Origin of the sequence: Peptoniphilus sp. DNF00840, from assembly GCF_001553125.1 — a bacterium.
Classification (GTDB): domain Bacteria; phylum Bacillota; class Clostridia; order Tissierellales; family Peptoniphilaceae; genus Peptoniphilus_A; species Peptoniphilus_A vaginalis.
Genome location: NZ_KQ960238.1, coordinates 43337 through 56562, shown reverse-complemented (window position 1 = coordinate 56562; position 13226 = coordinate 43337). Strand labels below are relative to the sequence as shown.

General features: G+C 34.6%; 13 protein-coding genes and 1 tRNA gene. 10 read left to right on the top strand and 4 right to left on the bottom strand.

The genetic code is table 11. From position 1 onward, the window contains the following. Positions 1 to 52 precede the first annotated feature (52 nt). From HMPREF1864_RS06715 to HMPREF1864_RS06685, 7 genes are all read left to right on the top strand, one after another. Entirely contained in the window at positions 53 to 772 is a 720-nt protein-coding gene (locus HMPREF1864_RS06715) for a GntR family transcriptional regulator (protein ID WP_197415081.1), read from the top strand. Between the two features lie 140 nt (positions 773 to 912). Beyond that, entirely contained in the window at positions 913 to 2298 is a 1386-nt protein-coding gene (locus HMPREF1864_RS06710; protein ID WP_062572045.1) for a sodium:solute symporter family protein, read from the top strand. Next, positions 2291 to 4000, top strand: a complete 1710-nt coding sequence (gene ggt / locus HMPREF1864_RS06705) for a gamma-glutamyltransferase (RefSeq protein ID WP_062572044.1) — start codon at positions 2291 to 2293, stop codon at positions 3998 to 4000. The genes HMPREF1864_RS06710 and ggt overlap by 8 nt, the downstream gene beginning before the upstream one ends. Positions 4001 to 4331: 331 nt before the next feature. After that, positions 4332 to 5426 (top strand): dipeptide epimerase, encoded by a 1095-nt coding sequence (locus tag HMPREF1864_RS06700; RefSeq protein WP_062572043.1) that lies wholly within the window; start codon positions 4332 to 4334, stop codon positions 5424 to 5426. Positions 5427 to 5476: 50 nt separating this feature from the next. Further along, complete coding sequence (locus HMPREF1864_RS06695; RefSeq protein ID WP_062572042.1) at positions 5477 to 6658, top strand: DUF819 family protein; 1182 nt, start codon at positions 5477 to 5479, stop codon at positions 6656 to 6658. Positions 6659 to 6683: 25 nt separating this feature from the next. Beyond that, complete coding sequence (locus HMPREF1864_RS06690; protein ID WP_062572041.1) at positions 6684 to 7472, top strand: serine hydrolase; 789 nt, start codon at positions 6684 to 6686, stop codon at positions 7470 to 7472. A gap of 1 nt (position 7473) precedes the next feature. Then, positions 7474 to 7776: a DUF3870 domain-containing protein gene (locus HMPREF1864_RS06685; protein WP_062572040.1), complete on the top strand. Its 303-nt coding sequence runs from the start codon at positions 7474 to 7476 to the stop codon at positions 7774 to 7776. Between the two features lie 232 nt (positions 7777 to 8008). Here HMPREF1864_RS06685 and HMPREF1864_RS06680 read toward each other — a convergent pair whose 3' ends face one another. Then, positions 8009 to 8632 (bottom strand): PepSY domain-containing protein, encoded by a 624-nt coding sequence (locus tag HMPREF1864_RS06680; RefSeq protein WP_062572039.1) that lies wholly within the window; start codon positions 8630 to 8632, stop codon positions 8009 to 8011. A 195-nt stretch (positions 8633 to 8827) separates the two neighbouring features. Between HMPREF1864_RS06680 and HMPREF1864_RS06675 the strand changes: the two genes are divergently transcribed. The 3 genes from HMPREF1864_RS06675 (at position 8828) to murI (ending at position 10658) form a co-directional block, all read left to right on the top strand. Beyond that, positions 8828 to 9496 carry a GntR family transcriptional regulator gene (locus HMPREF1864_RS06675; protein WP_062572038.1) on the top strand — a complete coding sequence of 223 codons (669 nt, stop codon included), beginning with the start codon at positions 8828 to 8830 and terminating at the stop codon, positions 9494 to 9496. 83 nt (positions 9497 to 9579) lie between these two features. Then, positions 9580 to 9655 (top strand) — tRNA-Lys (locus HMPREF1864_RS06670). 172 nt (positions 9656 to 9827) lie between these two features. Continuing rightward, on the top strand, positions 9828 to 10658 hold the full coding sequence (gene murI / locus HMPREF1864_RS06665) for a glutamate racemase (protein ID WP_062572037.1): 831 nt from the start codon (positions 9828 to 9830) through the stop codon (positions 10656 to 10658). 22 nt (positions 10659 to 10680) lie between these two features. On the opposite strand, the gene HMPREF1864_RS06660 is transcribed toward murI, so the two are convergent. Genes HMPREF1864_RS06660 through HMPREF1864_RS06650 form a run of 3 tightly spaced genes read right to left on the bottom strand, consistent with a single transcriptional unit; the run spans position 10681 to position 13226 of the window. Next, a complete protein-coding gene (locus HMPREF1864_RS06660) occupies positions 10681 to 11463 on the bottom strand; it encodes a type III pantothenate kinase (RefSeq protein ID WP_062572036.1) in 783 nt (260 codons plus the stop codon). Between the two features lies 1 nt (position 11464). Beyond that, positions 11465 to 12214 carry an ECF transporter S component gene (locus tag HMPREF1864_RS06655; RefSeq protein ID WP_062572035.1) on the bottom strand — a complete coding sequence of 250 codons (750 nt, stop codon included), beginning with the start codon at positions 12212 to 12214 and terminating at the stop codon, positions 11465 to 11467. A 49-nt stretch (positions 12215 to 12263) separates the two neighbouring features. After that, a complete protein-coding gene (locus HMPREF1864_RS06650; RefSeq protein ID WP_062572034.1) occupies positions 12264 to 13226 on the bottom strand; it encodes a P1 family peptidase in 963 nt (320 codons plus the stop codon).

Sequence of the window (13226 nt, the reverse complement as noted above, 5' to 3'; positions counted from 1 at the left end):
GTGACCTAAAATATTTTAGGTCACTTTAATTATAAGATACATATAATAATTATTGAAAAGAGGTGGTACTATTAATAAGTATTTAGTAGATTCAGAAAAATTTGATGAAATGACTTTCAAAGAAAAAGCCTACGTATTAATAAAAAATGCAATTATGTTTAATAAGTTTAGAGTAGAAGGCATATACTCGCAAGATGATATTTGTGATGAAATAAAAATTAGTAAAACGCCTGTCAGGGAAGCCTTGCTACAGTTACAAAATGAAGGATTTGTAAAAATACTAAGGGGTAAAGGAGTACAAATAGTACCAGTTAACCATGGAAGAGCAAAAGATATTATTGAAACAAGATTATTATTAGAAGTAAATAATGCATATTTTGCTGCATCTGTATTAGACGAAACTAGCAAGAATGAGATAAAAAGCTGTCTTGATGACCTTGAAAATTTTCTTGTATCAAAAGATAGTAACTATTTGTATGTAATAGACCATGCTTTTCATAAATCTATAGCTAAGGCGACACAAAATAAGATTTTCTATAAACAAACTTGTTTAATTTTAGATAACTATTTAAGATTTGAAAATAAAAATGTATATAACAATCTAATTGATGGAAAAAAAGTTTTTGAAGAACATCGTTTAATAGCTGAAGCAATATTTAATAGAGATTCAAAGAATGCAAGTAAAAATATGGAAGCACACTTAATAAAGTCATACAATAGGACTCTAAAGGAAATATGGGAAAAAAGCATATTATTTAATAAAAAAAATTAATGATTTAATGAATAAGGATGGACTCTCTACCACAAAATAGCGGTAGGGAGTTTTTTGTGATAAAGTGTTGACAAATAAAGAGGGGAAACCTATAATAAGAAATATATTACGTAATATATTTCTTATTATAGGAGGTTAATATGATTATTTTAACGTGGATAATAACATTCTCTATTGTTGTTGGTTTAGGTATTTATTCTGGGAAATCCATAAAATCAGCAAATCAATGGACAGGTGGGGACAAGTCTATGGGAGCTATTTCTATAGGATGTATTTTTGCTGCATGGCAAATTGGTGGAATGGCTATTGTTGGTGCAGCTCAAAATGGTTATAACTTAGGAATATCAGGAGCTTGGTATTCTATTGCTGGTTCATTTTATTTTATAGCACTCGCGTTTTTTGCAAAGACTATACGAACTAAGATGCCAGGAGAATCAGTTCCTTCTTATCTACAAACTAGATTTGACAAAAAGACCGCTAAATTATATTCAATTGCATGGATAATATACGGATTTTTCTATATTCCAATTCAATTAAAAACAGTATCAAGTATCATTTCAATAGTAATACCAAATGTAAATCTAACGATTGCAATGATTATTGGATTAACACTAGCTGTATTATACACTAGTTTTTCGGGTATGAGGGGAGCAGATACTGTTGGAAGAATAGTTTGTATTGGAATTTACATATTATTAATAATATTTGTATTTACAAACTTAAAAAGATTTGAAGGATATGGAGGTTTATTAACCGAGTTACCATCTGAATACAGCAGTATGACAAATATGCCTATACAAAGAATTATAGCATGGATTTTTGGAGGATGTATATCAACAGCTGTTATGCAATCTGTATTACAACCATTATTAGCAGCAAAGAATCCTGAGGCGGCTCAAAAGGGATCTGTAATAGGATACTTTATAGCAGCGCCAATATGTTTCTTTACAGCACTTTGTGGAATGATGGCGAAAGCTTCTGGAGCTAGCTTAGGCGATGGATCCACTGCTTTTGCATATTCTATTGATTTATTTAGTTCACCGTTATTTGCAGGTATTATATTTGCATTTACAACATTAATTATTTCGGCAACTATGGCAACAATGATGCTTGCAACGGGCACAATCATAACGAATATATATAAAACAGATATAAATCCAAATGCTAGTGATGATAAAATTTTAAAAACATCTAAGATAGTAACTTTTATATTCGCTTATCTAACTTTAATACCAGCTTTTTTAATACCTAGTGATTCACTAACAAATTTATTTTTGACTTTACAACACGTCGCAGCGGCACCTGTAAGTTTTTCAATTATAGTTGGTTTAACATGGCACAAGGCAACAAAGCAAGCTGCATTTTGGAGTATGTTACTAGGAATTATTGTAGGAATTTCATGGATGCTTCTTGGACTTACTGATAAGGTCGAAGCTATTTATCCAGTTTTCCTAACAACATATTTAGTTGGTTTCATTGTTTCTAAATTGACATATAAAGAGGAGATTGAATATATAAATGAATAGAAAGAGTTATTTATGGCCTACTTATTGGGAGAGACCTTATGCAAAGGGTGATAATGGGGCAGTAAGTTCAAACAGTTATTACGCTACGAAGACAGGTCTTGAAATATTAAAAAAAGGTGGAAATGCTTTTGATGCTTCAATTGCTGTTAGTTTAGTTTTAGCGGTAGTAGAACCACATCATTCAGGAATCGGTGGAGGAGCATTTAGTTTACTTTATTCAAAAGGACATGATGAATTATTTGCTATAGACGCTAGAGGAATAGCTCCAGAAAAAGCAACAAAAGATCTATTTATTAAAAATGGAGAAGTTTGGAATGAGTGGAAAGATAATAGTGGAAAATCTGTTACTGTTCCAGGTTTAATAAAATCTATTGCATACGTATATAAAAATTTTGCTAGCCTAGATATTAAAGATCTTATAAAACCAGCTTATGATTACGCAGAATATGGTTTTAAAACTAGCTTCACTGAATCAATAACAATTAAAGATGAATCAGTTAAGAGAAAAATAGAACTATCTAAAGATTTTAGAGATTTATTTCTGAAAGATGCAGATAAGGGATATGAGTTTGGTGAAGTTCAATATAACAAAAAAATTGCAACGCTTTTAAAAATACTTTCTGAAAAAGGATTCGAAGAATTTTATAAGGGAGACATTGCAGATAAAATTGTTGAGGCAATAAATTCAAGAGAAGGCTGTTTTATAAAAGAAGATTTATCCAATTATGATGTAAAGATAAGAGATGTTGTAGCTACTAATTATAAAGGATACGAAGTTAAATCGTTTGGGTTACCTTCGAGTGGTAGTACTGTAGTTGAAATTCTAAATATTTTAGACAATTTTGATTTAAAATCTATGGGTCATAATTCAAGTGAAAGCATCCACCATATAGCAGAAGCTATGAAGCTTGGATTTTCTGATAGATCCACTCTTATGGCAGATCCTGATTTCTTCAAGACAGATGTAAAAAAATTGATAGATCCTGAATATGCAAAGATGTTGGCTAAATCAATAAAAGAACATTCACAGAATTTTACAAAGAATTTAGCGGATAATTATACAGAAGATCATAATGGAAATACATCTCATTTCTCCATAATTGACAAATGTGGGAATTGTGTTTCACAAACTCAAACAATAAGAGATTGGTATGGGAGTGGAATTATTGTTAAAGATTATGGATTTACTTTAAATAATAATATGAGTGATTTTTCTGCAAGTGTTGGAGAAAAAACAAGCCAAGGGCTAGAATATGGTGAAGCTAATGCTGTTGAACCATTTAAGACTCCAATATCTAGTATGTCACCAGTAATTGTTTTTAAAAATGAAAATCCATTTTTGGTTATAGGTGCCGCTGGTGGGCCTAGAATAATAACAGGGATAGTTCAGGGTATAGTAAATGCTATAGAGTACGATATGAACCCAGAGCAACTTGTAAGTTTTCCTTTCATAACTTGCCTAAGTGAGGAACAAGGACTAGAACTTGAGTATGGAATTTCAAGAGACACAATTAATAGGCTAGTAGAAAAAGGTCATGAAATAAAATCTGTTTCGGTTAAAAATTTGATGAGCTCAATGTTAAATAGTGTAATGGTTAAAGATGATGTCTATTATAGTGCATCCACTAAGAGAGTTGACGGTTGCGGTGGATGTCTATGTGAAAATGGATCAATTATCTATGAAGGAATAAGTCATAATTAGTTAGAAAACTCTGGTAGAGTGATGTGTACCCATAAAACTGGACACAATATTCAATTAATTATTAGTGGATGCTAACCTATATTTTGTAGGTTGCATCCATTTTGTTTTTGACTGAATTTTTTAAACTTCAACACTTTAATATATTGACAAAATTTAAGAAAAATAATAAAATATTTTCACAAATATATATCAACTGCTTCATTTTGCATGAGCTATTACAGTAGATCAAAAAGCTTTATGAGACCCAGTAAATAAACAAGTTTTATTTTGCTGGGTTTTTTTATATTGTTTTTTAGTTTTGTTATTTGAAGTTAGGAGAAGGAGGTAAAAAATGAAAATTACAGATGTAAAATTAGGAGTTTTATCTGTTCCCTTGAGGGTGCCCTTCAAGACAGCCTTGAGGTCCGTTGACAGCGTAGGAGACATAATAGTGGAAATCCACACCGACACAGGTCATATTGGTTATGGTGAAGCACCACCAACTGGAGCAGTGACAGGGGAGACACAATACTCCATCATAGGAGCCTTCAAAGACCACATAATAAAAACAATTGTTGGTAGAGATGTGGACGATTTTGAAAACCTAATGATGGCGCTAAACTCATGCATAGTTAAAAACACAAGTGCAAAGGCTGCTTGTGACATGGCCCTATGGGACCTTTATGGACAACTTCATAAAATTCCTGTCTACAAATTAATGGGAGGATCAAGAAAGAACATAACTACAGACATAACAATATCTGTTAATGATCCAGAAGAAATGGCAAGAGATGCCATTGATGCTGTAAAGAGAAAGTATGACACCTTAAAAGTAAAAGTTGGAATTGATCCAAGCCTTGACGTAGCAAGACTAGATGCTATAAGAAAGGCAGTTGGACCAGATGTTAGGATTAGGATTGATGCCAACCAAGCTTGGAGGCCAAAGGAAGCAGTAAGGATACTTGACTCTATGCAAGAAAAACTACTGGATATAGAATTAGTGGAACAACCTGTAAAAGCTCATGACTATGAAGGTCTAAAATATGTAACAGACCACTCAGTAGTACCAGTCCTTGCAGACGAAAGTGTATTCTCTGCAGAAGATGCTATGACAATTTTAAATATGAAGGCAGCAGACCTAATCAATATAAAATTAATGAAATGCGGTGGTCTTTACAATGCTTTAAAGATTACAAGCATGGCAGAGCTTTGTGGAGTTGAATGTATGATTGGCTGTATGCTTGAAGCAAAAATATCAGTAAACGCAGCAGTCCACCTAGCTTGTGCAAAACAAGTCATCACAAAAATAGACCTAGATGGGCCAGTCCTATGTTCCGAAGACCCAATAGAAGGTGGAGCAGTATTCAATGAAAAGGAAGTAACAGTAACAGACGACTATGGGCTAGGAATTAAATCAGTTAGAGGAATAAAATACCTAGACTTATAAAATAGAAATTATAAAAAATAATAATTAAAAATAAAATAAAGGAGTAAATTATGGTTATCACAAATGGATTTACTTATATAGCATTCTTAATGTTTATAGCAGGAGCACTACTTGCCCTAGAAAAATATACAAAATGGAAAGTTTTTAACCTTGTACCACCACTAGTATTCATATATGTATTAAATATGGTCTTCTGTACTATGGGTTTATACGCATCAGATGCTTGCTCAGACACATATTCAGCACTAAAGAATAACCTACTATACGCAATGATCTTTGTAATGTTATTACGTTGTGACTTTAAAAAACTTGCAAAACTAGGAGGAAGAATGGTAGCAATCTTCCTAGGATGTTCATTAACACTATTCATAGGATTTGTAGTTGGTTATCCATTATTCAAACATGCCCTAGGAGCTGATACATGGGCAGCAGTAGCAGCTCTATTCGCATCATGGGTTGGAGGATCAGCAAATATGGCAGCGATGCAAGCAGCTCTACCAGTAGATGCAGGAGCCTACTCATGTGCCCTAGCACTTGATACAGTTTGTTACTCTCTATGGATAGCATTACTATTATTAGCAGTTAGGTACGCACCAAAGTGGAACAAGGCAACAAAAGCTGACACATCAAAGCTTCAAGCAGTAGCAGATGCGGCAGCAGCAGAAGTTGCAAAGGAAAAAAGGAGTGCAGACTCATCAGATTGGATTTTCTTAATTGGTTTATCACTAATAGTATCAGCACTATCACAATTTGTCGGAGCAAAACTATCAGAAACTTTAACAAACGCAGGCTTAGCAGTATTTGATAAGGGAACAATAACAACCCTATTCGTTACAGTGCTTGGACTAATCTGTGCCTTAACAAAAATTGGCAAACTTCCAGCAGTAGAAGAACTATCCAACGTATACCTATACGCAGTAGTGTCCCTACTAGCATCAACTGCATCAGTAGTAGATTTAATCTCTGCGCCAATGTGGGTTGTATATGGAGTATTTATCCTAGTAGTTCACGTAGTATTAATGTACCTATTATCAAAAATCTTCCACTGGGACCTTTGTATGGTATCGACAGCATCCCTTGCAAACATAGGTGGATCAGCATCAGCTCCAATAGTAGCCAGTGCCTATGACGCATCCTATGCAGGTATAGGAGTATTAATGGGAGTATTAGGAGCAGCAGTTGGTAATTTCTTTGGTATTGGAATGGGGCAAATCCTAAAGCTATTGAGCTAGAACTTATAGAAAAGAAAGTATTCGTATGATAAACTATAGCTTATTACAAAATAAAATAGAAAATATAGTTGAAGAAAGTTCTGCAAATATTTCTGTGTCTTTTTACGACTTGGACTTTGGAGAAGGATTTTCCATAGATGGAGATAAACAAGTCCCCTCAGCAAGTATGATAAAGCTTTTGATTTTGTTAAAGGCCTTCTACGAAAGCGATAAGGGAAAACTCAATCTTGAAGACACCATAAGTCTTGATGACTATGAAAGAGTTGAGGGATCAGGGATATTAAAGGAACTTTATAGGGACCACAAATTTTCTATAAGAGAGCTCTTGACTCTTATGATAATTGTAAGTGACAACACAGCCACAAATATTTTAATAGACCTTCTTGGAAGAGATGAAATAAATAAAATTGGTCATGAACTTGGACTTGAGAAGACAATTCTTCAGAGGAAGATGATGGACTCTCTTGCAAAGGAAAAGGGCCTTGATAATTTTACTTCTTCTGATGAGATTTTAAAAATTTTAAAAATGATTTATGAGAAGGACTTTATTAATGAAGACTACTCTCAGCTTGCTCTTGATATTCTATTGAGACAGCAGGAAAGAGATAGGCTTCAAAGATACCTTCCTGAAGATTTAAAAATTGCAAACAAAAGTGGCGACTTGGATAATTTGGAAAATGACGGTGGAATATTTTTTACAAAAAATAAAAATTACATCCTCGTTGTTTTAGTAAATCAAGCAGAGTCCAATGTCCTTGCCAAAGAAATCATAGGCGAGATTTCTCTAAAAATCTATAAGGAAATTGGAGAATAAGATGAAGAATACTTTATATCTCACAGGAGAAGCTAGGACAGGTTCAGACAATGCCATCACAAAAATTTATGGAGTATTTTACTTGGCCTTTGAAGTGGATGAAGATGGAAAAATTATTGATTCAGATAGCAATGCAACCCTTGAACTAACTCGCAAGTTTATAAAGGATATTTTTGCTGACAAAAACATAAAAGACCAGGAAGCAATCACAAGTGAAATACAAAGAAGATACAAGGCTTCTTCTACCAAGGCAATAATCACTGCCTACAAGGATGCCTTGCAGAGATATAAAAATTTAAAATAAGACCTAACTACCCTTTCGCTAGAGAGGGTAGTTTTTATGCTTACTTTTTTGATCTATGGAATAATAAAAAATTTTAACTCACAAAGGAATTATAAATTAACTCTCAAAAGACAAACTCATTAAACTTAAAAAATAAATTTTAAAAACTTATACAAGTCCACTTACTAATAATTAGTTTAAAAACTTCATAAAAAAAAGAGGGACTAGCCCTCTTTAAAAATTAAATTTTATCTTACTTATCTTTTTCTATAAGCTTGCCTGACTCCAAGTCGTACTTATAAGTTATATCTTTCTTTCCCTTTACAACTTCAACATTAACCACATACTTGCCGTTATCAAGTTCAACTTCGTATTCGCCAGCTTCATAGCCTTGACCTGCGTCCTTTAAAGCTTCTTCCATGAACTTGTCAATTGATTCAAGCATTGCAAGTTGAATGTCGGCTGTCTTGTCTGATGTCTTTTCTGCCTTGGATTCGTTTTTAACAATTTCACCTGTCACTGCGTCTACTGTAATTTCGTATTCATTTTTTGCATCATAACCTTCAACCTTGTAGTAGGCCTTACCATCTTCAACTTCAAGTTGGAAGGATTCAACCTTAGCGTCAGGGTGAATTTTTTTAAAGCCGTCAAAGGCTATTCCCCTATCTAAGTTTGCAACAGCACCCTTATTTATAGCAGTCTCTTCCTTAGTTTGTGCATCAGCCTTGTTCTTGCTTGCATTTTTATTTGCACTTGCTTCAACTGCTGCATTATTTTTTGCATTAGGAGCATCTGCCTTTTCATTCTTTGGACCACAGGCAGTAAGTGTTAGTGCAAGTCCTAGTCCAAGTGTTGCCATTAAAATTTTTTTGTTCATTATATTCCTCCGATTAAAGTGTATTTAATTTTGCCTACACTTATTCTACCCGAAAAGGGGTCTTATAAGCAATTGTAAAAGCATGAAATATTGTAAATAAACGTATAGCAAACTAACAACTTTATGGTATAATGAAAAAAAAGAAAATTTCCTAGACTAAGGGAAAACATTTTTACCAATTAGGAGGTGAGATTTTTGGGTGTAAAAGCTAATAAAAAGTCTCTTAGCAATATGGTATATTGGGATTTAAAAGAAAAAATCTTGAAGAACATATTACTTCCAGGAGACAAGCTTATTGAGATGGAAATCGCTTCTAAACTCGATGTTTCTAGGACACCAGTGAGAGAAGCCCTTAAAAAGCTGGAGAAGGATGGTCTTGTTACTAGCTTTCCAAGAAAGTCTTTTATTGTTTCAAAGATTTCTGTCAAAGAAGCCAAGAATCTTTATATCGTTAGAAAATCCTTAGAACCTCTTTGTGTTGAACTTTTGGCAGAGAAGGGTTTAACAGATAAGACCCAATACTTCGAGGAGGTCAACGAAGATCTTAGGATTGCAATTGAAAATGGCGAAGAAGAACTTTCCCAAAATTTAATTATTGAATGGAATATGGCTCTTGTAAAGTCACTTAACAATGAAATTCTCATTGAAATAATGACTATGGTCAACAAGAGACTTTATAGGTTTGGTAACTTTATATTCAGAGACAAGAAAAATTACAAGAGACACTATGATAACTTGCAAAAAATTTATAAATTAATCGAAGAGAAAAAACCTAAGGAAGCTAGGAAGGCTAGCGAGAGAACAATAGAGATAATTTACGAGATGTTTGAGGAGCAAGCTGATTATAGAATGTTTAGAAAATAATTAAAAAAAACACTTGACAGGAGTGTTTTTTTTAATTATAATTATTTTTGTTGTACTGATGGTACAAACAAATTAATATTTATGCACCTTTAGCTCAGTTGGTAGAGCAACTGACTCTTAATCAGTGGGCCTACGGTTCGAGTCCGTAAAGGTGCACCATTTAATCCTGCTGACTATGTTGGCAGGTTTTTTTTACAATAATATTTTGATTTTACATACAATATCTATTATGAAAGAAGAAATTTTTATCAATACAATAATTACAATGAATTTATATTCTTCTTTTTGTTTTTAACAATTTATAGTATTCTATTAAAGAGTTGGTGATTTAATGGGAAATAATTTAATTGGCTTTTATGATAGCGGAGTCGGAGGACTTTCTGTTTTAAAAGTCGCTTTAAATAAAATAAAAAATAAAAACTTCCTTTTCTTTGGGGACACTCTTAGGATGCCCTATGGTGCTAGGACTAACGAAGAAATAAAAAATTATACAATGGAAGTCATGGGTTTCTTCAAGGACCTTGATGTTGACCTTTCAATTATTGCTTGCAACACTGCAACAAGTCATGGTCTAAAGGCATCTCGTGAAAAATACAAGTACCCAATAATTGGGGTTGTTGAACCAGGCAGTGAAAATGCCCTTGAGAGAACTAAGACTAAGAGGCTTGCCCTCGTTGCTACTAAGTCCTGCGTTGAAAGTAAATTCTATGACAAGGTCTTAAAGTCTATGGACCCATCTATTGAATTGAAATCAGTTTATTGTCCTGACTTAACTCTTGCTATTGAAAGAGGAGAGTTTGATGAAGAACACATGGACGGAATTGTAAAAAAATACTTAGACTACTTTGAGGACTACGATTTTGACACAATGATTCTCGGCTGCACCCACTATCCTCTTGCTGAAGATTCTTTTAAAAGGATCTTGAAGAAGCAAGGTAAGAAGGTCTTGATGGTGGATCCCGCTTACAAGACTGTCCTCGATGCTATGAATATTTTAAAAATAGAAAAGGAAAACCAAGAGCTTCCTAAGAGGATTATTGATTTTTATATAACTGGTGACATAGATATGTTTCGTTCTACCATGGAAAAGATAGTAGACCTTTCTGACTATGAGGTAAGCTTCCATCAAGTAGACATTAAAGATTTAGAAAAATATAGATAACGAAAAAAGGCTTCACAACAAATCATGAAGCCTTTTTTGTATTTAAGTCGTAAATAATTTTAAGTCCATAGATGCCCAGGTCGTCATCTCTTATTAAGTCGTACTTAGATAGGTCTAAGAGATGGGCATAGGGTCCGGTGATTAAAATATTTGTGTCTTCTTTATTAAGTGAATAGCCTTCTACTATCTCATCAATTATTCCAAGGACAGCCTTCTTGTAGGCGAAGAAGAGTCCAGCCTGAATTGCCTTTTCAGTATTTTTTCCAACTATGTCATCAGGCCTTTTTAATTCTACATGGGGGAGCTTGGCGCTACCTCTTACAAGTGAATCTTGAAGCAAGTTGATTCCTGGCAGGATTAGTCCTCCCAGGAATTCTTTTTTTGCATTGATATAGTCAACTGTTGTAATTGATGATGCAGAAACTATTATTATGTTGCCTTTGTATTTTCTTGTGGCGGCAACTGCCCTTATAATTCTGTCTGATCCAACTTCTCTTGGGCTCTCGCACTTTATATTTAAACCAGTCTTAACTCCAGCAGAAATAAAAATTGGTTTCTTGCCAATGAGTTCTCTTCCAATCATCTCATAGGAAGATGATAGCTCTGGCACAACATTTGAAATTATAATTTCTTGGATGTCAGAAAGTTTTATATTCTTATCCATTAAGATGAGTTTAATCATTAATTTAATTTCTACAACAGACCTGTTCTTGTCAGTTGTAATGGAAAACTTATCAACTAACTCCTCTTGGTCAAAGACTCCAAAGTCTGTTGTCCTATTATCTATATCAATTGCAAGTAACATATTAACCCCTTCTTGATTTCAAAGCTTTTATAACTGCTGTAGTAATAATAACAGATAGGATAGCTTCAGGTATTCCTGATGTAACTGACACACCAAGGATTGCTGATTTTGCATTTTCTAGTGGTATGTTAAGAGCCTCAACATATCTCTTGGCATAGATTACATAAATTCCACCAAGGACTAGGATTGTGTTAGTCATTGATCCCACAAAGGCACCAATGGCAATAGGGAAGTCCTTCTCGCTTGACTTGAAAGAATAAACTAAGAAGCCTAGGCAAAGGACAAGTAGTATTACTACAAAAGTAATATTTAGTGTTGAACCACCGCTTGTTATATTCTTGTAGAGTAAGTAAGCTAAGAAAATTGAAATTAGTCCCCAAAGTCCCTTAGTTAAGTTTCTCAAGTTCTTGTCCTCTAACTTCTTCATGGCTGCGAAAGAGTAGTAGGAAGTTATCCCAATTAAAACTCTTGGCAAGACAGAGATTAGTGGATTGTAAAAGACAAAGGCAACGGGACTTGCGTTTCTTAAAATTGCATTTAAGAGTGATGACACTCCAAAGATAAGTCCAACCATAGCTCCTACAAAAGGTCCCTCTGCTATGGCACCAATAATTACTGGTATGTGCATAGTAGTTGCATTGATGACTCCTAGTGGAATTAGTCCAAGGGGAGTGAGACTAAGAACAACTGTGATGGCACCAAGCATGGCAGCTATCACTAGCCTTCTGTTACGTTTAGTGTTTCTATTCATTTTTACCTCCGATAGGGTTCACAAGGATACCCTTCTTATTTGCATCAATTCATTTGATGCTTTTATAACTTACAAGCCCTCCAGAATCCTCTGCTGAATAAATTGCATTGGCAATAGACCTTGAGATGGTCTTCGCAGCAAGAATTCCAACTAAATTAATATCTGCTTCTACTTGGCAAGATGCAAGTGTAAAAATTGTATCTCCATCGTTCATGGTATGGACTGGATTAATTGACCTTGCATATCCATCATGAGCCATTTGTGAGATCTTATTACAGTTTGCCTTAGTGAGCCTTGCATTTGTTGCCACAAGAGAAATTGTAGTGTTGGCAGGGCTAAATTGATTATAATCTTTAAGTTGCTTTTCGTAAAGGGCACAAGTGTCTAAAAATATTTTATTTTTTCTGTCGTAAACTCCTGCAATTCTTTTTCCTTCTTCGTAATCGAAAATATCTCCCAAGGCATTTAAGGCAACAATAGAAGAAACTACTAAGTCACCAAGCTTTATTGATGATTGACCTATGCCTGACTTCATGGCAAAGTCATTGCCTAAGATTTTTCCAACGCTGGCACCACAACCTGCTCCATAATTGCCCTGAGTCTTGTCATCTTCTCTTGCCTTCTTTGCAGCCTCATAACCCATCTTAAAATCTGGTCTGACTTTTGCATCGCCTACTGCTAAGTCAAAGAGAACTGCACCGGGAACTATAGGGACTAGGCCAACGCCCACGTCGAAGCCAGCCCCCTCTTCTTCCAAGAACTTCATAAGTCCACCACCAGCATCAAGTCCATAGGCAGAGCCACCAGTTAAAAAAACTCCGTGAACCTTTTGAACCAAGTTCTCTGCACGCAAGAGGTCAGTTTCACGAGTGCCAGGTCCTGCACCACGAACGTCAACTCCTGCAGTAAAGCCTTCTCGGCAAAGAATGGCACTTGTCCCAGTTAGGGCAACTTCATCTTCTGCGTGGCCAAGCCTTATTCCCTTAACATCTGTCAAAAATCCCTCGTACAT

What these genes read in the sequence shown, in the direction of transcription:
- HMPREF1864_RS06710 (WP_062572045.1), top strand. Translation starts at nt 913, where the DNA reads ATGATTATTTTAACGTGGATAATAACATTCTCTATTGTTGTTGGTTTA.
- ggt (WP_062572044.1), top strand. Translation starts at nt 2,291, where the DNA reads ATGAATAGAAAGAGTTATTTATGGCCTACTTATTGGGAGAGACCTTAT.
- HMPREF1864_RS06700 (WP_062572043.1), top strand. Translation starts at nt 4,332, where the DNA reads ATGAAAATTACAGATGTAAAATTAGGAGTTTTATCTGTTCCCTTGAGG.
- HMPREF1864_RS06695 (WP_062572042.1), top strand. Translation starts at nt 5,477, where the DNA reads ATGGTTATCACAAATGGATTTACTTATATAGCATTCTTAATGTTTATA.
- HMPREF1864_RS06690 (WP_062572041.1), top strand. Translation starts at nt 6,684, where the DNA reads ATGATAAACTATAGCTTATTACAAAATAAAATAGAAAATATAGTTGAA.
- HMPREF1864_RS06685 (WP_062572040.1), top strand. Translation starts at nt 7,474, where the DNA reads ATGAAGAATACTTTATATCTCACAGGAGAAGCTAGGACAGGTTCAGAC.
- HMPREF1864_RS06680 (WP_062572039.1), bottom strand. Translation starts at nt 8,632, where the DNA reads ATGAACAAAAAAATTTTAATGGCAACACTTGGACTAGGACTTGCACTA.
- murI (WP_062572037.1), top strand. Translation starts at nt 9,828, where the DNA reads ATGGGAAATAATTTAATTGGCTTTTATGATAGCGGAGTCGGAGGACTT.
- HMPREF1864_RS06660 (WP_062572036.1), bottom strand. Translation starts at nt 11,463, where the DNA reads ATGTTACTTGCAATTGATATAGATAATAGGACAACAGACTTTGGAGTC.
- HMPREF1864_RS06655 (WP_062572035.1), bottom strand. Translation starts at nt 12,214, where the DNA reads ATGAATAGAAACACTAAACGTAACAGAAGGCTAGTGATAGCTGCCATG.
- HMPREF1864_RS06650 (WP_062572034.1), bottom strand. Translation starts at nt 13,226, where the DNA reads ATGTACGAGGGATTTTTGACAGATGTTAAGGGAATAAGGCTTGGCCAC.